At 40.2% G+C, this 21,835-nt stretch carries 18 protein-coding genes and 1 other RNA gene; 2 read left to right on the forward strand and 17 right to left on the reverse strand.

Annotated elements, in window-relative coordinates:
* Positions 1 to 34 precede the first annotated feature (34 nt).
* The 4 genes from AC559H_RS09765 to AC559H_RS09780 form a co-directional block, all read right to left on the reverse strand.
* On the reverse strand, positions 35 to 1,528 hold the full coding sequence (locus AC559H_RS09765) for a DNA double-strand break repair nuclease NurA (RefSeq protein WP_026794446.1): 1,494 nt from the start codon (positions 1,526 to 1,528) through the stop codon (positions 35 to 37).
* A gap of 3 nt (positions 1,529 to 1,531) precedes the next feature.
* On the reverse strand, positions 1,532 to 2,275 hold the full coding sequence (locus AC559H_RS09770) for a DUF6884 domain-containing protein (protein ID WP_026794447.1): 744 nt from the start codon (positions 2,273 to 2,275) through the stop codon (positions 1,532 to 1,534).
* A gap of 111 nt (positions 2,276 to 2,386) precedes the next feature.
* Positions 2,387 to 2,638, reverse strand: a complete 252-nt coding sequence (locus AC559H_RS09775) for a hypothetical protein (protein ID WP_026794448.1) — start codon at positions 2,636 to 2,638, stop codon at positions 2,387 to 2,389.
* A 2-nt stretch (positions 2,639 to 2,640) separates the two neighbouring features.
* Positions 2,641 to 2,838, reverse strand: a complete 198-nt coding sequence (locus AC559H_RS09780; RefSeq protein ID WP_026794449.1) for a hypothetical protein — start codon at positions 2,836 to 2,838, stop codon at positions 2,641 to 2,643.
* A gap of 117 nt (positions 2,839 to 2,955) precedes the next feature.
* Here AC559H_RS09780 and ssrA point away from each other — a divergent pair.
* Positions 2,956 to 3,346: a transfer-messenger RNA gene (gene ssrA, locus AC559H_RS09785) on the forward strand.
* Positions 3,347 to 3,399: 53 nt separating this feature from the next.
* Here ssrA and AC559H_RS09790 read toward each other — a convergent pair.
* From AC559H_RS09790 to AC559H_RS09815, 6 genes are all read right to left on the reverse strand, one after another.
* On the reverse strand, positions 3,400 to 3,627 hold the full coding sequence (locus AC559H_RS09790; RefSeq protein WP_026798489.1) for a hypothetical protein: 228 nt from the start codon (positions 3,625 to 3,627) through the stop codon (positions 3,400 to 3,402).
* 562 nt (positions 3,628 to 4,189) lie between these two features.
* Positions 4,190 to 10,627 carry a LamG domain-containing protein gene (locus AC559H_RS09795; protein ID WP_026794450.1) on the reverse strand — a complete coding sequence of 2,146 codons (6,438 nt, stop codon included), beginning with the start codon at positions 10,625 to 10,627 and terminating at the stop codon, positions 4,190 to 4,192.
* 206 nt (positions 10,628 to 10,833) lie between these two features.
* On the reverse strand, positions 10,834 to 10,956 hold the full coding sequence (locus AC559H_RS09800; RefSeq protein WP_267879826.1) for a hypothetical protein: 123 nt from the start codon (positions 10,954 to 10,956) through the stop codon (positions 10,834 to 10,836).
* Positions 10,957 to 11,185: 229 nt separating this feature from the next.
* On the reverse strand, positions 11,186 to 11,440 hold the full coding sequence (locus AC559H_RS09805) for a UPF0175 family protein (RefSeq protein ID WP_026794451.1): 255 nt from the start codon (positions 11,438 to 11,440) through the stop codon (positions 11,186 to 11,188).
* Positions 11,441 to 11,618: 178 nt separating this feature from the next.
* Positions 11,619 to 11,747, reverse strand: coding sequence for a hypothetical protein (locus AC559H_RS09810; protein ID WP_267879825.1), 129 nt, complete (start codon positions 11,745 to 11,747; stop codon positions 11,619 to 11,621).
* A gap of 266 nt (positions 11,748 to 12,013) precedes the next feature.
* Positions 12,014 to 12,460 carry a hypothetical protein gene (locus AC559H_RS09815; protein ID WP_026794452.1) on the reverse strand — a complete coding sequence of 149 codons (447 nt, stop codon included), beginning with the start codon at positions 12,458 to 12,460 and terminating at the stop codon, positions 12,014 to 12,016.
* A 374-nt stretch (positions 12,461 to 12,834) separates the two neighbouring features.
* Here AC559H_RS09815 and AC559H_RS09820 point away from each other — a divergent pair, with 374 nt between their 5' ends.
* Entirely contained in the window at positions 12,835 to 13,038 is a 204-nt protein-coding gene (locus tag AC559H_RS09820; protein ID WP_026794454.1) for a hypothetical protein, read from the forward strand.
* Between the two features lie 89 nt (positions 13,039 to 13,127).
* Here the strand turns inward: AC559H_RS09820 and AC559H_RS09825 are convergent, their stop codons facing one another.
* The 7 genes from AC559H_RS09825 to AC559H_RS09855 all read right to left on the reverse strand — a co-directional run.
* Positions 13,128 to 13,733: a hypothetical protein gene (locus AC559H_RS09825; protein ID WP_026794455.1), complete on the reverse strand. Its 606-nt coding sequence runs from the start codon at positions 13,731 to 13,733 to the stop codon at positions 13,128 to 13,130.
* Between the two features lie 479 nt (positions 13,734 to 14,212).
* The gene (locus AC559H_RS09830; protein ID WP_026794456.1) at positions 14,213 to 17,212 is read right to left on the reverse strand and encodes an ATP-binding protein; all 3,000 of its coding nucleotides are present in this window, start codon (positions 17,210 to 17,212) and stop codon (positions 14,213 to 14,215) included.
* 65 nt (positions 17,213 to 17,277) lie between these two features.
* Positions 17,278 to 17,922: a Uma2 family endonuclease gene (locus tag AC559H_RS09835; protein WP_026788985.1), complete on the reverse strand. Its 645-nt coding sequence runs from the start codon at positions 17,920 to 17,922 to the stop codon at positions 17,278 to 17,280.
* Between the two features lie 54 nt (positions 17,923 to 17,976).
* Complete coding sequence (locus tag AC559H_RS09840) at positions 17,977 to 18,579, reverse strand: hypothetical protein (protein WP_026788984.1); 603 nt, start codon at positions 18,577 to 18,579, stop codon at positions 17,977 to 17,979.
* Entirely contained in the window at positions 18,569 to 19,174 is a 606-nt protein-coding gene (locus AC559H_RS09845) for a Uma2 family endonuclease (RefSeq protein ID WP_026794457.1), read from the reverse strand. Before AC559H_RS09845 ends, AC559H_RS09840 begins: the two co-directional genes overlap by 11 nt.
* 7 nt (positions 19,175 to 19,181) lie before the next feature.
* Positions 19,182 to 19,802 carry a type I restriction endonuclease gene (locus AC559H_RS09850; RefSeq protein WP_036831804.1) on the reverse strand — a complete coding sequence of 207 codons (621 nt, stop codon included), beginning with the start codon at positions 19,800 to 19,802 and terminating at the stop codon, positions 19,182 to 19,184.
* Positions 19,803 to 19,826: 24 nt separating this feature from the next.
* Positions 19,827 to 21,835 (reverse strand): DUF559 domain-containing protein (locus AC559H_RS09855; protein WP_167331305.1); only part of this gene is annotated, 2,009 nt, incomplete at its 5' end.

Genomic DNA, 21,835 nt, shown 5'->3' on the forward strand with positions numbered 1-21,835 from the left:
AATTTACCTCACTCAAGTTAATTAATTTGTTTGTTTAAACATTAGGGCGAAATAACCAATCTCTTTTAGTCATACAAATAGATTGGATTAACAGTTTACGCATTTCTTCATCTGTTATTTTACCACTTTGTAAACTAACGGCTAAATGATATTGAATCTGTTTGGCATAAGCATCAGTCATCCATTTAGGAACTTTAGCATATTTATCAACCACATCCAAACCAACCGGAAAACCATATCCGGGTAATAGCTGACTATAGAGAAAAACTCGTTTAGTGGCTTCTGCAATTTGTTCTTTTCCCAAATCGCTAAATACCTCAATTCTTATGGGTTCAGTTGTATCGGAAACTTTTAAATAAAAACCAGTTATTCTAGGAAAAGAGTTTTTTCTTTGAGTAGATGGCTTCAAATAAGACCAATTATAATCTTTTTCCGAAGATTCATTAGGCAAATACATTTTGCCTTTACCAAGGTTTTCATATTTATTGCTAATTTCCCAAGGTTCAGAAAATTCTTGAGTCTCCAGAAGCATTGATAATAATAAAGTATCTGTATAATTTAAGCGATCTAACAAAACTTTAGGATCATTAAGATCACTTCTTCCATACAATTTATTAAAATAATCTGATTGATTATTTTTCCGTAAACCATCAAAAATTTCATTAAAAATACGAAAACTAAATTCTCTAAGGTTATTGCGTTCAATAACTCCTATAATTAGAGGTTTAATTGTTCGTTTACTGCTTTTGGCTTCCTTTATTAATCTTTTATAAAGAAAAGCTATCCAAGTTAAAGGTTCAAAAAGTCTTTTATTAATTAAATCTTGATGATGAGAAGTCATCTTAGGATAAATTAATTCAGCATCTTTCAAGAAATCTTCTTTGAGTTTTTGAGCAAATTTTTCAGAACCAGCATAATGTTCTAAAAATAAATCAATATCATTTTCCGTAAAAGGACTATGACCCGCATAAGCACTCATCATATAAACTAAAGGGCCATGAATCATTAAAACCTTTAAATCAGGTGTTCTTTCTAAAGCTGCAATTGCACCTAAAAGTTCAGAGGTTATCCTAACAATATCTACAAAATCCTTTCGCTCTTTGCTTCCTCCTTCTAAATCACCAAAAATGATCGGATAATAAGCAAATTCTTCTCTTTTAGAAATATCATGCTCTCCTGTTTTTACTTTATAAGAACCTACTCTTATTAAAACAGGAACAGGACTTGCCATTTCAATTTGACCAACCCCACCATCAATAAAAGTTACCACTTCATTCTTAAAATCAGACCATTGAGGTTGACCAATATTTTCAATTTTAAAAAGATTATTTTTTTGGTTCTGCTGACGCAAAAAACTAATTAATTTAGCTGTATTTTCAAAATAATTACCTCGTAAATTTTCAGCAACAGTTAAAGCGTTTTCTTGTAGCTTAATTAAAATATGAGGCTGCTGTTGGATTTTTATACTTTCTTGAGTAAATTCTTCTACATCAAATAAAGTTAATTGTCTATTAAATTCTTCTGTCATAATTTACAAATCAGAATAAATGTCTATACCTAATTGCTGTAACATTTGCCTAGCCTTAATAGAATGAAAAGAACCCACAGGTAATCCAGTTAACTGACTCACTAACCATTTAGGAGATATTTTTTCATTATCAACTAAGATATACCAAGTTTGATAATTATAGGGTTTACCTTGACTTTCCCTTAAACCTTGTCTAGCAATAGCTAAAATTTCCGCCTTGCTCAAACTAACTTCAATTCCCTTAAGCTCCGCTTTTCCCTTGATAGCATTTTCTTTGGGAGTATGTAAGTATTCAGGAGCTTGACCATAGAGCCATTGATATAATACAGAAAGTTTCCTCCCGATTGTACCATTGGCAATAGTAATAGTGATCGATTTAGGCAAATTTTTTTGATCATAGTCAAAAATTTGGACATAATCCTTACTCATGCACAATAAACATCTTTTGTAAAAACCACTTTGCAAAAGTTCATTAAATTTTACATTCACTAAAGGTTTTAATTCTTGCGATCGCGCCCGATCCATCTTCTGATCATAATTAGGGATCAACTGATAAGCAGGTATCAGTCCAAACTTAGCAGATAAAATAAAAATATCTAAATAATCAGTTGTTTGTTCCTGTAAAAACTTTCGTACAACTCGAAAAGCCACGCCATTGTAACGTTCAATTGCTGGTAAAAATTCTGGTTGTGAATATTTAGACTTAGAACAATTGATAATCAATAAATCTTTTAAGTAACTAACCATTTTTTCGTGAATTTTTAGTCATTTTCCATTGTTCCTTTGTCCAGGGATGTAGTTTTTCTCTTTTATTAATAAATGTCAGTAACACCCCTGTATCTAGTAATATGTTTCTTTTCATTTTTTACCCATACCTTTTAAATATTCTTTATTTGTCCCTAAATCACCAGGGCCAAAGTCTACACATCCCGCCCACTCTTTCGCTGCTTCATAAGCAGAAATTGGTTGTTTTTCCTCTACCTGTTCCTCCTGCTTTTGCGCTTTATATCGCAAAAATTCAATAAATTCTAAAACTGCTTCCTGTTGTTGTACTGTTAGAGTTTCGATGTTCTCTAAAATTACATCTTTTTTATTGATAGCTAAAATCATAGTTAAATCCTCTTGAAATTAAAAATTTTAACCGATTCTAGCATAGATCCAGAAACCGAGTCTCTTAAGTTAATTGAATAATCTTCAAACTTTCTTTCAATCCCTCGATCATCTATAATCTTAACAGCAACTTGCCGATACTCTCCCATGTGATTATATTGGGCGATTAGTTTTTGGTCGGGTTTCTTTTGTCTTAGCATACCATTTCCTTAATCCTCAGACTCTCAATTTACAACTTTTTCCTTGTTTTAACAGTGTGGACGAGAGGAAAAAACTTGACGATCGCCAAAATATTGTGTAATATAGTAAATATGTAAGGGGCATTACTGGTTTCGACAGGGTAAGGAAAGCTACCGAGTGATGCAGGCCGAGAGTGAGTCAACTCTCGTAAATCAAGACTCAAACAAAAACGTAACTGCGAACAACATCGTTCCTTTTGCTCGTAAAGCGGCTACTGTTGCTGCCTAAACACCTCTAGTAGGTTCGAGCGTCTACTGTTTGACTCCGTTAAGGACAATAGACAAACCCCCAACGGATGCTCTAACTTAGTTTCTTTGGTTGAAAAGTTAGTTAAGACTTAACCATTGCATCCCACCCTTCGGGATAATGAGGGGTTCCCGCCTTGAGGATTAGAAAGGCTAAGTCTGTGAATGAGCGAGGAGTAAATACTTGTTCTGGACATGGGTTCGATTCCCATATGCTCCATTCCCCTATACTCTTAAAACCACTTAGGAAAATTCCTAGGTGGTTTTTGGTTAGGTTTAGTTAGGAATAGAATTGGTTTGATTTTGCTGATAGTGACTGGCGATGTCTGAGCTATGGGAAAGGAAATGACGCACCAAAATTTCCTTTTCGGGTGTGGGGGAATGGGAATTAACCAAATTGGGTAATTTTGCTAAAGTTACAGACAATATACAAGCAGTCAGCACCAAAAAACCATATTTGAGGATAGGTCGATTCGAGAGTCCCTTAACATGGAAAGACAGCATAGGAATTTCAAACTAAACAAAAATCTCCCTATCAGTTCGTACTGCGGGAGATAAATTCAGGGTGCATCTACTTAATAATTGAACTATAACACATAAAATGATGGGTGTCACCCCCCATTGCTAAAACCCCCTTATTTTTTGATCATTCAGCCTGAAAACTCTATTCTGTATCAGTTTGGGCAAGTTATAGCACTACGCGCTAGGGAACACCGCAACACCGCAACAGTAGGTTATGACCCTTATTACAAGGTTTAATATTGTCCTAACCTTGTAACCTAACCTACAAAGAAATATCTAGGGTATTGTCTGAAATATCTGATTTTCAAGCCAAATACCCATTAATTTATTTAAAATTCAAGGACGTTTCGTTACACAGGTCAACAGCACTTAAAAAGAAAAATTTCTTTTTAACCTACATGGATATCAAGTTGTCATCAGCAGAGGATTAAAGTGCGGACTCAACTCTTGACGGAGTTACTCTACTGAAGCCTGAAATCCCCCATATACTGGGTTTTTTCAGAACAAATCGCACTGACACGGATCTCGGCTCAATGCCTTCTTTTTATTTGGACTGTTGCAAATACTGGAGGATTTGATCGAGTTTCGCTTCGAGTTTGCGGTTATCCTTCTCCAGCTTGGCAATTTTATCCAACAGTTGTTGATTTTCGGAGGTTGTCGCCGCCGCTTTTAATTTACGGACATCTCGACCAAAACCCATTAAGGCCGGACGTTCCACATAAGTAACCCGGTGTAGCACCCGCCATGCTTTGTTGGGTTTACCCGCTTGAGCTTGACGCAACGCTCGTGCTTCCTCATCATTACTTGCTAACCATTCTGGATCAACCACATAGTTAAAGAAGTCTTGGAAGTGATTGGTGCTACCTTCGAGATAGAAGCTCATAAACCGATAGCGATCGACTTTTTCCCCGGGTAGAATGGGGTTGTCGTTGTAGTCGGTGATGCCTTTATATTCCAGACCTCCCAAGTCCACATTCAACTCAAAGCCCTTGCTCCGAGCTTCCGTTTTGCTCATGGTTTGGGTCAAGTTAACAGTCGCTTGGACAGTGAGTTCTACAGCAGCAGCAGCAGCAAATTTCCCTTCAACTCCTAAACCCGCATTCAGACTAAAAGAGCCACCAATGGTATGTTCTACGGTATTGGCAAAGCTTTGGGCTTCAGTTCGCAACCCACCATCGGCATCCCAAACGTAGGTATTAACGATATTGCGTTTACCCGCCCGAATTTGCAGATCTTCCATCCGTTTTTGCCAACCCGCAAAACTGTTTGTGGCTTGCACTCGTTTCTCTTGGTCATCAATTTTGCTTTGTATTTCGGCTTGTTTTGCCTTTGTGGCAGAACTTTTCTCATTGACTATCGCCTCAGCATCCGCCTTCGCATTTTTCAGTTTTTCTGCTTCGGCTTTTTTCTTTTCTTCCTCAGTCATGTCGGTGCTGGGTTTGTCTTCTTCCCGTTGTACCCCAATCGTGCTGGATGCAGGGCCACTGTCGATATTCCGATCCAAAGAGGTTTCATCGACTAAACGCACATCAAAGTTAGAGAAGTAAGATTCTCGGCGTTTATCTTCCGCTTCAATCTGGCGTTTGAGGTCGTAAGCTTCTTGTAGGCGATAGTAACTGGCGGGATAGAGAGAACCATACTGCGATCGCATTTCAGGAACGTGCTTGAAGAAGCGATCGGTGGTGGCACTGCTACCTGTGAGCCCATCTAAGCTACCGTTCATCGTGTAAGCCGGATTCATCAAAAAGGTGATGGTGTTGACATCTGGGGGAATCCCGTCAACGGGTTGCACTTGGTAGCCGACCATTTTGCCACTGCGAGCCAGTCGGGTGACAAACACATCTGCAATCGCAGAAACGACCAACGCATAGCCAATGTTCTTGGGAATAAATCGTGTGCCCAAATGGGGGAACTTAGCTCTTTCTTCTGGTGTACCCCGCAGTTCCAGTTTATCGCTCATGCTCAAAGACGAGCTAGAAGTGATGCTGCTCTCATTTTGGAACTGGTAGTTGAAGTCCAAATTACCTTTTACACCAGCACGCATAGCCCCTATTTTTGTTGTGAGTCCAAGACCCGCATTCATTTCTGTATCGCCACCTGCAAAGATTTCGGCATTCGCACCTAACCCGCTATCTTGGGATCTGTTCCAGCTAAACGCCACATCTTCCGACATGGTTAATTCTACAGATGTCGCACCGTTGTAATCGTCTGACAACGTTAGGTTTTCACTGGGTACGGGGGGTGGCCCTTCAATATAACCCAACAAAGTAGGAGCAAATTGGGCGTTACCAATCCATTTAAGTTCTAAGGTTTCAATCCGCTTATCTGGTAGCAGGGTGACTCCATTGGTAGCAGGATAAGCAAAGAACCGCCGCATAATGGCAACCTTGGTTTTCGTGGATGATTCCACAGTCACGGTGCTGTACTCAGCAGAGACGAGGGCATCGACACTACTGGGATTGTCAACTTTGCCAATGGGGGCCGTACAACCCCACCAATTTGCCCCCGATACCGTGGCATTATAGCCATTACCGGAATGGTCGCGCACTTCCACTCCTGTCGCTTCACTCATGGGGTAGTAAGCCAGCAAACCGGGTTCGTTGCCACTCAGAAGTAGGGTGCTGTTGACGGCAATTTCATCATCACTTAGGGCAACTTTCCAAACACGCACTTCGGCAACTTTTCCAAAAGGTTGCCCACCTCCCTGATAGTTACCAATGGCATAAACATGGCTATTAGATTTCAGACTAGCTTTCTTAAGGTCTTCAACCTTTTTCTTGGCGGCAGCATCGTTGGGGTTTTTATTCAGATTCTCTTCCGCATCTTTTAGGGCTTTTGCTTTCACATCACCCACTTTTTTGCCATCAACATAAAACAGCGTAGTATCTCCCCGACCGACAGCAGTGAGATGATGCCATCCCTCGGTTAACAACTCCATATTGAAACCGCTATCGTAAAAGTTCTGCCCCAAAGAATCATTGGTCAGATAAATCCCTAACTGTTTACGATTTCTGACCAGGATGTGATGATCCGCATCTTTGCCTCGGACTAAAGTATTCCATTCTGCCGCTTCGGGTAATGGATAAACGAACCAAGCTTCAATACTCCAGTCTGGGGTAAGATACAAGGCTTGATTTAACTTAACGACACTATTGCTGTTGCTAAAGTTCAAACAAGCCCGTTGAGCATCAGGAATCCACTGTTCAAAGGCGGCATTTTTTCCGTCTGCTGTGGCATCATAGTTCGTTTGTCGCATCCGTCCTTCCCTGTCCAAATAACTCAATTGGACATTGCCTTCACAAGTTTCAATGGCATTGAGGCGGCTGGCAGATTGGACAAAACCAAGTAACGCTCCTTGAGTCACTAACCCCTTGCTATCTTTAGCCACTTCGGGCATAGTTTGGGGCTTTGCCTGGGTGTTTTTGACAGCATTCAGGAAGTCAGTGTTCAGGGTATTTAACTCTGTTTGAAGCGCAGTGATTAAAGCAATCACTTGTGCCAGACGCGCATCCCAAGCAGCTTTATCCGCAGGAGTCGCAGTTAATATTTTTTGAAGTCTTTGTAAGTCATTCTTTGCTAATTGCAGTTCTTGTGTCTTCCTCCCAATCTTGTTAATAGCAAGATCGATATTCGTATTTGAGGGTTCGCATTTTATTAATTGCCATTTATCTGGTGGTTGCGATTTTGCTGGCACTCCAACGATATAGCCTCTGTCTCGCTCCGCCCAGATATAAAAATCCGGACCATGAGCATTCTCGACACCAGGGGCACATTTGATGGAATAAAAATCCCCTCCTTGATGAATGAATTGCCATTCATCTGGTGGTTGCAATTTTGCTGGCAGTCCAACGATATAGCCTCTGTTTCGCTCCGCATCAATGTAGAAATCCGGACCATGAGCATTCTCGACACCAGGGGCACATTTGATGGAATAAAAATCCCCTCCTTGATGAATGAATTGCCATTTATCTGGTGGTTGCCATGCTGGCAGTCCAACGATATAGCCTCTGTCTCGCTCCGCCCAGATATAGAAATCCGTACCATGAGCATTCCTGACACCAGGAGCACATTTGATTTGGCAAAAGTAGTTAAATGGGCTATTAACTGCATTCTGATACGCAGATTTAAGAGTTTGCTCTTCAGTTGTCAGTGCTGCAATTTTACTCTCTAATTTCTGAATCTCTGCTCTAGTCGCAGCCTGAGCATTGTAGGCAGCAATTTTTGCTTCTAACTCTCGCTTTTCTTTGAGCAGAACAATTTCCTGTTTTTCTTTCAACTCCAGTGCTTTTAACTTCGCCGCTAATGTGGCATGGTCATCCACCAAAGTTGCCAAATTCACACCATCTGTGTATTTCGCCTCTGTAATACTATCGGACAACAAACGGATGCGGTGTTTGCGAATTTCTAAGGATTCCCAGTCACCATGAACATTGGCAATTTCAAAGGAACGTAACAGACTCACTTCATCGGGAATTGTTACATTGCAGGAAGCGCGATACCAGCCATTCCCCAAGTCTTCAGACTTGTTTTGTACCGCAGAAATGGTCTTTTTCTCTTCCGCACTGCGGCTGGTTTTTCCCCAATAGGATAGGGTAAAAATCTTCGTGCCAATATTTTTACCATCGGCATTGTCTAAATAAGCTAGATCGACCGGATTTGCTGAGTTAATCTTAAACTCAAAACTTTCCTCATAAGTTGCCCGTTCGCTGACAGCAAATAGCTCAGAATTGCTATATTTAACTGCTGTTGTTCCTCCAGCGAGTTTGCGGTTGAGCGTTGCCGCACTGACATAAGCATCGCCATAGACAGTACCATTCTGTCCATTAATGGAAAAGTCAATCACTTGTCCTTCTGCAATTGCTCCCAACCGCCAATAACCAACTAAACCGACTTCTTGGCCAGTCAGTTGCAGGTACATACTATTTTTGATGTCTTCAGCCGTACGGCTTGTTTTCCAGATGCGGAGATCGCTGATTTTGCCTTGAAAATAGCTATCATTCCAGTTACTACGGGCGATGTAATTCTTAGTCCGATTAATGGTTTTAGGAAGATGAACAGACCCTGTTTTGATGACTTCACCGTTTTTGTAGAGAGTAGCAATACCCGACTCGTCAATACTAGCGGCTAAGTGCATCCATTTTCCAGTTTCTAAGACACCTGGAGCTGTAATACTCTGTGATGTTGTTCCCTGAAAGACATGGAAGCCTAGATTATTGGTTGTTCCTTCATTGGCAAAGAGAATGTTTTCTACACCTGATCCACTGCCAAAGTCAATAATTCTTGACCAACTGTTAAAACTGTCATACCATACCCATGCTTCGACGGTGATGCCTTTGGAGTAGTTATGATTCATTTCCGGCAGGGCAACATGGTCATCTGTACCATCGAAGACAATACCTCGTCGTTTGCGAGAGACTAATTTAATATTAATAGCCGATCCGATTGCCCATTGACGTTCAATGACAAAATGGGTATCATCCAGTTTTTTGACGGGATAACTGTCGTTATAGTTTTCTGTTCCGGCAATTTGGACTTCATCGCCATTTTCTAAGCCATGATTAGGACAGGTTACTCGTAATTTACCATCAGCCGTCTTTTCGTAGGCCGTAATCATGCCATCAAAAATTAAGCCGCCTTCTTCTTCGTCTTGTTTTTCCCAGTAACCTAATCCTTGGGTTACTTTTAAGTCAAGGTCAAAGGTATTTTCATCAACGGTTTTGGCTTGATAAAGCCCTTGATAATCACTGGTTCCCATGATTTTCACCAAGTCGCCATTCGTCAATTCACTGGCTTTACCTTGGGTGGCAATTTTGACTAAATTTTCCGCATCATCTTCGTCTGTCCCTTCGGCTAATCCTGTGATCATCCCTTGGGGAGGGGGAGTTCTGTCGGCTAGGGCTTTGATTTCATCAAGGGTGTTTAAGGGCAGGAGGATTTCTCTGGTCTTACTGCGAATGATGGTTTTGTGGGGGGTTTCATCAATCTCTGCGAGAGTTCCGTCTCCAGCAATGGCAAAATTAAGTGTAGCTGTTCCTTTGTCAGTGGGAATGGCTAACATTAATCGTGTAGCTGTTTTTAACAGTTGCATTTCCCCGGATTGGGTTTGTTGTTCCTGTTGGAGGTCGTATTTGGTAGCGGTTAAGCCGTTTGTAATTGTTGTTCCTGATATGTCTAGGGTTCGTTTAATGATTCCAGCAATTTGACGAGGAACTAGGGTTTCATTGATTTCTTCAAAAACAGTATAATCTTTGACCTCAAATAACCCTTCTTCTGATGTCCGAATAGTGGTTAGTTCCACTTTCTGGGTTTGGCTGTTGTAGGCGAAAATATGCCAGCGATGAACATCATTTTCAATTGTCGGAACTAATACTATAGAAAACCAGCCTTTGTGCAGGTTATTAATTAAACACAATTCTGTAGTGGGTTCGTAGAAAAAGTTACCATTGGCATCACGAAAGTCTAAGGTGTCAATATTAACCAGTCCATTAGACCCCTTATTCATATTTTTTGTGGGCGTGTGCTTCTCCTTACTGCGCTTAAACCGGACTTCTAATTTCCGGTTTAGCTTATTGGTCATCCCATCTAACACAAAACGGTCTACTAACAGAGTATTAGACTTGGACTGGCGGAAAACATAAATATGTCCCAGAGCAGAAATAGCCTGAACAGGGGCGACTGCTGTTTGATTGTCAGTTTTGTAGCGCGACCTGAGAATAAAATTGCTGGTGTCTTTTTGGTGGGTGAGTTTGGCTGTTTCTTGGTCAATTACTGACTTATCATCAGTTTCATTTGGTAATTCCAAAGATTTCCAACTTTCCCAACCCGTTCTTTGGTCTGGGGGTGTATTGAGGTAGCTATCCTCAAACCCATCTTGTTTAACAGTATAGGAAATTTTTCCGGTGGCATCGGTAGCAAAGACGAGGACTTTTCCTTCGTGGGTAATGCTGTTGATGTGCTGCAGGTTTTGTTGTGTGAGGTACATAGATTGGTGGGGTCCAGAGTATCAAAAAATATTGAAATCGCACTTTCTTTCCCCAATCTAAACGGATGTGACGGCTTTGTCAAGATTTTATTTGTTAAGTAAAAAAAATTTTTGTAAAGTTGATAGTGGGGCTTAAACAAAAGTCAAGCCTAAATCAAGTCTAAACTTGCTTTGTAGGGGTAAAGACAAGATCCGCGCAAAATTTATCACGATGTAAAGTTTTCTAAAGTAGTCATGCTTTTCGCCAAATCATCATAAGTCCACTCCGAACCTAAACAGTGAACCTTTAACAAAATTACCATATCTTGAGGTTTTTGAGCATATTTCATGAGCATCTACTCAGCTATGTTCTTTATTCGTGAATTGAGAATAAAAATATTATAACCCAAATTATTCAGACTACAGAAGTTCTGATGATAGGTTTCGATTTCGAGTTAATTAGATTTAGCTTTTAGCTTGATTAATTATTTTCTCCGGCTTGTTTTAGGGCAAATTCAATCACAGTTGTACTTAATCGAATCCCTTGGTTAATCATTTGTTGAATAGATTCTTTCGGGGCTAGGCATTCTCTAAATCAGATAGTAGTTCTTCTTCTGTCAAGTCAATCATGGGGATACCATAATCTTTTAATTTGAGGAGAAATGTAACTCTATCTACCCCAATTAACGCGGCTGCCATACCGGAAGAAAGGCGTTTGAGTTCAAAGAGTTTAACTGCCATTGCCCATTTAGCCTCTTGTTCAAATTGTGCTTTTGTTTGTTGGAGGGCATCGGGGAAAGTTTCGGGGTAGTTGATTGTGAGTTGGTAGGGCATCGGGGAATAATCGGGTTTTGAATTGGTGGTTTGGGATTTGTCTTGAGTTTGCCAATATGAACTCTATTTAAAGGATATTTTAATCTGGTAAATTCAGAGATTTTTTAAGGACATTATGAACCAAAGAAATTAAATCAACAGGTAGAAAACCTAATTGTTTTACAAAATTTCATTGGTTTTAGGCAACATCATTATAAATATCCTCTTCTGGATCGTTCCATTCAGCAAAACCTGTTTCTGCTAGTTGCATAATTGGAAAGACATTTAGCTCCTCATCTGTCACAATTTGCTTTTTAATTAACCGCATAATTTTGATATTCCTTAACTTAATTTAGATACCCAAGTTTAACCAAAAATTCATTTAACTCTGTTAAAGTTTGCGATCGCTCCGCCTCCAACTCCCGACTAGAAACCGCATACTTATCCCAAAGCTTCTCAACTAAAGCAAGATGAGTTGTTATTGGGGTCAGAGTTCCAGAGCAAGTTTTCCTAGAATCGACGGGTTGTGATTTGAAAAATTCGTGGCTTTTACCTAAATTCTTATTGCCGTTCTCGTTGAAAATAATTAATCTCCTATCTAACTGTAAATTCGGCTGTGTAGGAATATCCAATCTCTCCTTTAGCTACAATTTCTACAACCATATCACCCGTTTGGGGGACAACTCCTGACCAAACTCCTCCACTAACACTACCTATATATTTTTTAGAATTCCCCTTGACAAAATAAATTGAGGCTTCCACACCTTCAGGAAAAACTTGAACTCTAAAAAGTTGGTTATCCTTAGAACTAATGATATAGGGTTGAATGGTAAATGGCTCTATATATCCTTTGACTTTTGCTTTATAAGAACCTCTGGCAAATTTAACTTTAATTGGTGAGAGTAATTTCGGTTCAGAATATGTTTTTTGAGCTATAGTATCTTGACTGGTATCTTTTGATAAATTAGCTTGGGCTAATACTAAATTGGTGCTGATAGATAATGAAACAAATATTATAACTAAACTCATCAGTTTGTTCATAACTCTCCTTGATTTGATTATTCAAAAACTAATTGGATTCTCTCAAGCAAATTATAGCAATGATGAAAGGATAACAACCAAATTTGAAGATTTGTTGAAGTGACCAGTTTTGATTCAGTCCATACAGAAAAGTTTCAGTGTTTATTTCCAATACCAAATAACCGTATTTAGGTTTTAACGCCTGAATGTCCTTTGGAATTAACCAAACTTTACAAGGCTGCACCTGATGACACCAACCTTCTATTTTTGCCATGTCAGAGCAACCAAGCTAAGACCAATTCAACAATCGACCACTACCCAACAAAGCCGAACCCCCTTTTCCTGATCCTTAATTCGGTGTTAGTAGAATTAACCAGAGTTTACAAGGTATTCTTATGTCTCATCCTCCTGATAGCGATTTAAGGAAATTTGTAAAGGGTATTCAAGCTTATGCCAGAACTCGAAAACCCCAGGCAACAGAAGGCTCAGAAGCGAAAGTTCTTTACGATTTAATATGTAAATCCCTTGATTTACTCAATAAGGTATTGGAGAAAGGAGAAGGATATGGGCTTGACCAACCAGATTGGAATGAGCCATAACAGTTGATACACTATAAGCTCTACAAAGCTATTGTTTTATATAACATTAGCTTTGTAGAGCTTCTAATTCAGCCAAAATTTATCGTTTTTTATAAATTTCCTATAATAACATCAAAATACTCTTTAAGCTTTGCAAATTCTTCAGTAGATATGTCTGGAACCTCATCTATATTACGGATATAAGTTAAGACTTTTTTATAAAGCAATTTAGAAGAATTAGAGTTTATGGATGGTTTAACAGCAGAAATGTTTAGAAACATTGTGGAACGCAAGCTGTCTGCAAGTAATTCCAGATAATGAAGGATATCTTCTTCAAAACTTTTTAATTTACTTTCCGAATTTAAGTCCTCCTTGTAAGTGCTTAAATTTATATTTTTAATTTGTTTTACCCAATCATATTTTTTCATATCTACCCATGCTGCCGCAGCTTGACAGAGCTTATAACTTTCACTGTATGTATTTATATTCTCGTTTATTATAGAAATGTCAAACGTCGGAATACCTGCGTCCTTCAGTTTAGCATGAAGAGATTTAATAATAGACTCAAGTTTTTCTATCTTTTTTTCTTGCTCTTCTATTGTGTTCTTTTGATGACTTACTTGAAATTCCAAATTGGGAATATTCTGATACTTAGCGATTAAATTAGGCAAAAGTTTAAATAATTCCCCAAGGCTTTTTATTATTTCATTTATCATAGTGTAACCTGGTTAGAATGTTAACATTAAATTAATTATTTTGAGAAGGCTGAAATGCAATCTGAGTGCATAATAACTAAGGTAATAGCAAATACACTAGAACTCGTTACAACCAACCTGAAGATTATGGCATAATACCTCTATAGAGTTTTCTCGGTAGGTTTCACCAGCCTAAATAAACTATTTTGCTTTGTCAATAGTTTTTACAAAACTTGTAGAATCTTGATCGCTCCGAACACGCGCTAACCTTCAACACCCTGACTTTTAACCCAGGCGCAAAACTGGGGTTTTATTTGCCCAACAGTACAAAGCGATCGCGCAAAAGCTTTAAGTTAATCGTTGAACTGAGGTGTTTAATTGTAACGACTTGACCCATTAAGCGGCTCTATCCTGTGAATACAAATACTGCTGAAACCCGATAAATACTGCAAAGTTTTGTAAAGTCATTTTTCTACTTTAGACAAAAATCACCACTGAACTTAATGTGTTTGAATGTCGCTATCTAAACCAAGTTCTTGCAATGCAACTTTTGTTTCTTCAATTTTCTGTTCTGAAATTTCACCATCCACAACAACCTCAACCTTGAGTTTTAGTTTCAAGTCCTTAGTGGCTGAGAATTTGGATAAGACCTTTGTATAAAACTGTGTCCATTTTTGGGGCGTAACTTCTCCAGACCATTTTAATTGTGTTGGTACGACTTTTTTCTCATCCACATCTGGATCTGGAGTGTCATTGCTAGGAACAGTTTCTTTTTCAATGGTAAAATTGACGGTATTAGCGATCGCACCAACGGTAGCATTAACTGTAAAGTTTCCGGTGATTTCGCCAACAATCAACATTCCTTGCTCGTCAATATTACCGCCTGTGGCTGTCCAGAGGACATTAGCGATCGCAATATCTTGATGACGTTGATCAACTCCTTTGACAGTAAATGTTTGTCCTTGATTTGGTTTTAGGGTGACATCTGTTGGGGTGATCTCTAAAGTGGTTAGTCGAGATGGATCTTCCTGTTCTTTTTGGTACTGTTCGGCATCTTCACCTTTAATCAGATAAATATCATCTAAAATTTCAACGCTGTCAATGTCCAGGGGCGAATTTTTAAAATAAAATGGCTGATACTTGCCATCAGATGTTTTACCAACATAGGCAAAACTGCCCTCTTTTACACCTTTGACGATGGTTTCTTTGATCGCATTACCATTGAGAAGACGAGGCAAGCTAGGTGACGAGAAAAAGACATCACGGATGGCTTTTGTACTCCATTCTTTAAACACGAGTGACCAGTTACGCACTAAAAAGCGCGGGGCGATCGCATCTTGGAGGATATCTTCTGTTTTAAGTCGGTTAAGGATAAGTGCTGTAATTGATTTAGAACTATCGGCACTACTAGATGAACCTACTCCCATATCAACCGTGCGTAGTTGATTGTTTTTATCCAGTAAAATAGTATATTTATAGGAACGCCACACGGCTTCTTGAACATCACGTTCGGCTTTTTTGAGACTCACACTCAGTTGTTTTTGATGCACATCATTTAATGTATCCCATTCTTGGTCACCAATATTTTCCCAAGCCAACACTTTACGCGCTTCATCTCTGAGTAGGTTTTCCGAGTCAGCGATCGCAAAAATCACGGCACTTTTATAGGTGCGATCAGATGTACCCGACTCACGAATCAGCTTTTCTACAAATGACAATGTGTTGGGGTCATTCATGGGGCGATCAATAGATAATACTGCCAAAGTTAATTTAGGTACATTGGGAATTTCACTAGATTGTTTAGGAAAATGTCTAACACTAACATCTACACCAGATACAGAAGGAAAGGCTTTTTTAATTTCATTTTCAATCCGCTTACTAATGTCTTCCGTTTGCACACTAGCTAGGCGATCTGCTAAAATCTTATTTAAGTTAGGCGAAAGGCTGAAATGATATTTAGTGCTTTCAACTATCAGGTAATAACAGTCTGTTTTGAGCGTATCTAAGACTGTTTCCACATCACCAATATTAATACTAGAATCAGCGATCGCTAAACGAACTTCGGGTAAGGTTGCAGTTTCACGAACTACGCCACCATTTGATTCAAAGAAAATCGTAGTTGCGGCTTTACCATGTAATCTAGCCTTTTTAATCGCCTCAGTTGCTTCAATATCCAGTCGAAACGCATGGGAGTCTTTTTTGCCACAGATATCGGTTGTAACTGCGGTTTCGAGACGATTTTCACCCATTTGCTCAAACACGGCTGATCGAAATATGGGATCGTTAAGAGGGGCTGTACCTAATGTAATCAGTGCATCTTTGTGGTTGCCTTTGTAACCCTCTTGATAGGCGTGAGCTACCCAAAGAGCTAATAAGCGTAAAATACCCCTTGTACGCTGAAATCGGGGCAATGCTGCCCATTTACGTTCAAAGACTGAAATTACAGTAGGATGAAAGGGATAGGTGGCGGCAAAGGCTTCTCGGGCATTATCAATGGGAAACGAGCTAGGAAGTAAGGAGCGATTTTCCACAGCCCAATCTGCATATTCATTACAGGTAGCGATCGCTTCTTTAGGTAATATAATTTTACCCTCGGCAGTTACCGCTCGTTCATCCCATTCAAATAACCTTCTGCGAATAATTTCTGAAGCTTCTGCTTCCGCAGACATGACAACAGCTTTACCAACACGATCTAGCATTTTTTTGAAACGTTGTTCATCAGCTTCATCGGCGGCGGTATATTCCATAACTGAAGCCGGAATTGAAGCAATCAAAACAATATGATCTTCACCTCTGGCAGTTTCTGAAAGTGCCTGCATAAAGTTATAAAGCCGATCATGATAGCCATATTTGCGATAGCTGGAAACATAATTAAGGATTTCATCCATCAAAATCAAACAGGGTTTATCTTTAGGTAGAAAAGCCCGAATCACATCCCCCTTGGGTTCGGTAAATTCGGCATCATGTTGGGCAACAATTTTAAAAGCTTCCTCTCCACCTAACTGAAAGGCGATTTCCCCCCAGGGAGTTTTGCGTAAGGGTGTACCATCATTACCGCCGCGACCAGTTAAGGAGTCAAATTCTGTACCAACAAATACAGCTACATTAGCAGTAGGTAAGGTTTTAATATCTGCTTGGGTAATAATCTTGCGAACACCAGACCATGATTCTGCGGCTTGTCCATTTTGGGCTAGATGGTAAAGCAGGGCGAGGGCGTGGGTTTTCCCTCCACCAAACTGAGTCGCCAGGTTATAGACTGCATTAGCTTCTGTTTTCACACCCGATAAACGGCGCATTACTTGTCCGGCAAATTCAGCCAGCCAACGGGTGAGATAGGTACGGCTCAAGAATTTTTCGGGGTCTTGGTAGTCAATGGGGGCGCGATTTTCCCTCACATGATCAAGGTTTACAGCAAATTCCGAAGCATCAAGGGGTCGGTTATTCCGTAAATCTTCCCGTGGGGTGAGTCCTTCAATTTTGTACCAAGGTTTTAGGGGCATTTGTTTAATCTGGTTTGTTGATTTTAAATGAGTTTAATTGAGTTTGTTTATTTTAAATTAGGTATTTATAGTTGATTATTTGAACTATTTGGGCTATTAACAAGTTTACGCCATGCTCTCACCATTTCTGGTTCGCGTTCGGGACGGATATATTCTGCCATAATGTCTAAGTCAAGATTGGGGAAAATTTGACTTTGGGCGATCGCATCGTAACCAGAGTGATCTGATTTGAGAGAATAAACAGAAAATTTTTCATTTTTATAAAACCAAACTTCAGCAACCTTTAACCCTTGATAGACTTCGAGTTTATCAATACCGCCACTGGTAACAATTACTTCAATTGCTAAATCAGGAAATTGTTTACGCTCACCAAGACAAAAGCTTTCATCGGGTTCTAAACCGCGCTCCGTAGCCTCTGATTTACAGGTGGCTGATCCGCAGCTAAATAAGTCAATATTTAGGGCATCTGCATAGACATACAGCAACCTAGCAATCATCGTTTTTAGCATTTCATGTTCTGGTGAAAGCGTCACGATTTCTAAGACTCCTTTAAGATAAATTAGGTGTAGATTATGATGTCCATAAAACATCTCGATAAAGTGTTCGTATTGTTGCCAAGTTATCCCATAGAGCGGAATGCGCGGTTCAGCGATCGCCGGAGCAACTAATTTTTCTAGTTCACTTTGGGGTATGTCAAGGGTGATTTTCATGGTGATCTGTGCTGGTATTTTATGGATGTGCGGGAATAAATTGATAATTAACAATTAACAATTAACAATTAATTGTAGGAGAATACCGAGAATTTTGTCGATGTTAGTGATATAGTAGTCGGTGAGATCAATCACTACAGTTTGCTCAGATATTTGCAGAAATTTCCAGATTTCGCCCGAAGTAACAATGCCATAAATTGTCTTAATATCGTTGTTTTCTTGTTCGTTAAATAATTGGGCGGCTATCATTTCAGCGATACATTGTCCTAGTCCAGATTTAATATCTTCGTTTTTTGCTTCGACAATGGCAACTACTGGCGCACTAATCATTAGTTGCTGTTTGGATAAACTAATCAAATAATCACAATAACCTGACAAACCTTGTTCGGGACTAATGCTAAATTCTGTGCCAGAAAATAAGCTGACGGGAGTAGGTGATCGCCGTCTAAGTTCGAGTAAGGTGGGAGCAATTAAAAATTCTGATCGCGCTTTTTCAGTATTAATAGCTAGGGCTAAGGGAATATTTTCGGCAAGAATGCGTTTGAGGTCGTCACTGGGAGCGATCGCTTCGACATGGGCAAATAGATCGATTTTTTCTTCAATTTGCAAGTGAAAGTCTTTTTCTACTTGTCTGAGGGTAAAGTTGCTATAGGGCATTGGTTTCGGATGGGAAGTTAATATTTTCGTAAATAATTGAGAGGGAAAAGGTTAGGTTTAGGCTGGTGATGTGAATTTCTGGATCGTTTTCTACCAAGTCTGTTGGCTCGATCGCAAGGGATAAATATTCCCAAGCTAAGTCGCTACGGCGTTGGTAGATCTCGATTCTGGGTCGCTCTGGTGTGATTAGGATATAGGTTTGCAGAGTTTCGATCAGCATATAGTGTTGCTGTTTGATACCGCGATCGCGGGCTTCGGTGGCGGGTGACAGCACTTCGACAATGATCGTGGGGTATTGCAAAAAGTCACGGGCAAAGCGATCGCGCTCGTCACAGGTAACAATGAGATCGGGATAGTAATATTTGCCTGATGGGGTAGTGACTTTGGCATCGCTGATGGCGACTTTGCAACCTTTACCGCGCAAGTGGGGAATTAGCAGGGCAGCAAGATTGGCGGAAATTTGGCTATGGGGAATTGTGCCGCCTGTCATGGCGATAATTTTGCCGTTTTCGTATTCATATTTAGTATCTTGATCGGCTTCCCATACGAAATATTCTGCGGGGGACATGGTGAGTGATTGAAGGTTAGCAATCATATATACCTCACGAAATTTTGGTAGATAGACGTTTGAGAATGCCTAGCACTTCATACAGTGGGTTTTCACGCGGATCGAGGAGTGAAAACTCGGCAGACCATGCGTATTGAGGCGGGTTAGATTTTGCCATTTTCAGGAATAAAAAGTTATTCCCATTTGTCACCATGCCGAAGATGGGACGATCTCGGCGGTTAGGGCTGGCATACATATAGGCAAGGGTCTGGGGAATGGCGGAATATGTGCTGAATTTTAAGCCTTTGGCTTCGATAACAGCGATCCATAATTCGCTATTAAATACCAACACATCTAACCGACCACGCACAGGCTCATTATTGTCTTCTTCGTCAATGATAACAGGATCTTCAGCAGAAATATCAAAGGGGTCTTGATAAAAACCTGCTATGTCTAATAATGGCGATAAAACCAGCATTTTTACTAATACTTCGATGGTTTTACGGCGATATAGCACTTGTCGCATAAATTGGTTGCGGATGCGATCGCACTTGGCTTTTTCTTCTTCAGAGAGTGGGATGGGTTCTAGCCATTCGGTAAAGAAGTTGCTATCGGTAGCGACTTGTAGGTTTAATCGTTCTTCTAGTTCATAAAGTGTGATTTCATTGGCTTGCATAATCTCTTTTCTCCTATAATAGTTCTAAAGTCCTAAACCTTTTTTACGAGCTAATAAGCCATCAACCCAGCGTTTTTCGTCAGTACCCGCCGGATAAAGGGCGGAAAATGATTGTGCTAGTTGCCAAAATCTGGCATCTTTACCAATTGCTTCATCAACTAAAAAGCGTTTGAGTGCTTCACTACGTCCAGAGTTAAATAACAGCATTGCCTGATGTACTTTATCGCAAATGGTTTCACCAATACGAGAAATTTTGACTTCCCCATGTTCGTCTTCAGGAAGTTCATCAAGTACGCCTATAAGAGTAAGTTGTTTATCACCTTTGGCTTTTTTCTTGGGAATATCGGGAATAATGCCTTCTTTACCAAATAGGTAAGCAGCACGTTCTTTAACAGGTAGCAGTCGGGCTTTGTCGCCTTTAACTTCGACAAGATGAGTCAGGTTTTCCAGATGGGTGCTGAGGGCTTCTTTGGAAATGGCTGCCCAGACATATTCGAGATATTCACGCAAGGGGACGATTTCACCGCTTGCTTTTTCAACACTGGAATAACGGGAGAAGATTTCCAGGGCGGGGCCTAAACAAGCAAAGATGGCATCAGCACCTACTACGCCTTGTTCGGTGAGGCGTGGCATCCATTCTTTAATCCGTAGCGGGAGTTCTTGTAAAATATTGCGCCAATCGCCTATTTCATTATTGCTGCGTGGGCGACAGACTAGGTGAACAGATGAGGCAAGGGCAGCAGAGTTTTGAGAACGTAATCTACCTGGTCTTTCCGTATCAATTGCCCAAGAGCCAGTAAAAATCCATCCTGCATCAATCATTGCTTGTAGTTGTGCTTCCCATCCTGCTGTGGACTTGTGAGCAAAAACAATTAACCCGATGCCATTTGGAGCAACAATTCGCCGACCTTCTGCCATTGCTTGCCCCATTGTGCGCTCGAAAAAGGCTTTATCTTTTCCTTTCATTTCGTCAACAATGCACTCTTCATCTTTTGGTGTAAGTTCATTAGAAAAACTTTTCAAAAGATTTATAGGTAAAGTTCTTTTTAGCCAAACATAGAAAAAATCTGACAGATCGGCATAAGGAACTGCATCATAGTAAGGTGGATCAGTACAAAAGAATTGAACCGCATCATCAGGGAGATAGTAAAGATTCGTAGCTGATGTTTGTTCTATTTGGGCATTAGTAAGATATTCTGCACTATTCGCCTTTATTGTGAGTTTTATCCAGTCCAAAGCACCTATCCAATTACCTGAACCATCTGCAAAGAGATTACATTCTGGAAACTCCCAGACTATAGGCAAAGCTTGTCTCCCAAATGTATGAGCAATAAATTCTCCTGAATTAGCCCAAATTACAAGAGATGTTAAATAATCAGCTTGTCTATCAACAGCTAAAGATAAGCAAGTTTGAATTGCATTTGCTAGGTCTTTTTCCCTCACCCCTAGCCCCTCTCCCACAGGAGAGGGGGACTGGATATGGGATGGGGTTTCAGATGGGGTTTCAGATGGGGACAAGAGATGGGCGATCTCAGCTAAAATGTTTTCTAAATTGGTGAATATTTGTTCATTTTTGAAGCGTAGGACTTGAATGCTGTGTTCTTGCATCCAGCGATCGCGGTCTTGGTCACGCAATGCGGTTTGTTGGTGAATGCCTCCATCAAGTTCGATGACCAGCTTTAGTTCATGGCAATAAAAATCGGCAATATATTGACCAATGTTATGCTGCCTACGAAATTTCAGATTTAACAATCGGCGATCGCGCAGACATTCCCATAAAATCTCCTCAGCAGGTGTTTGTTGCTTTCGTAATTCTCTTGCCTTCTCTAGCAATACACGCGGAATTTGTCGCTTTGCGCCCACCAAAGCAGATAGATTACCCTCATCCCCCGACCCCTTCTCCCGCAGTAGAAGGGGAGAAGTTTCATTCCCTATCCTATCCCCTATCCTATCCCCTATCCTATCCCCTATCCTATCCCCTATCCTATCCCCTATCCTATCCCCATCTCCTACTATCATGTCCCCCTCTCCTA

Source organism: Planktothrix prolifica NIVA-CYA 540 (genome assembly GCF_963864145.1).
GTDB lineage: Bacteria > Cyanobacteriota > Cyanobacteriia > Cyanobacteriales > Microcoleaceae > Planktothrix > Planktothrix agardhii.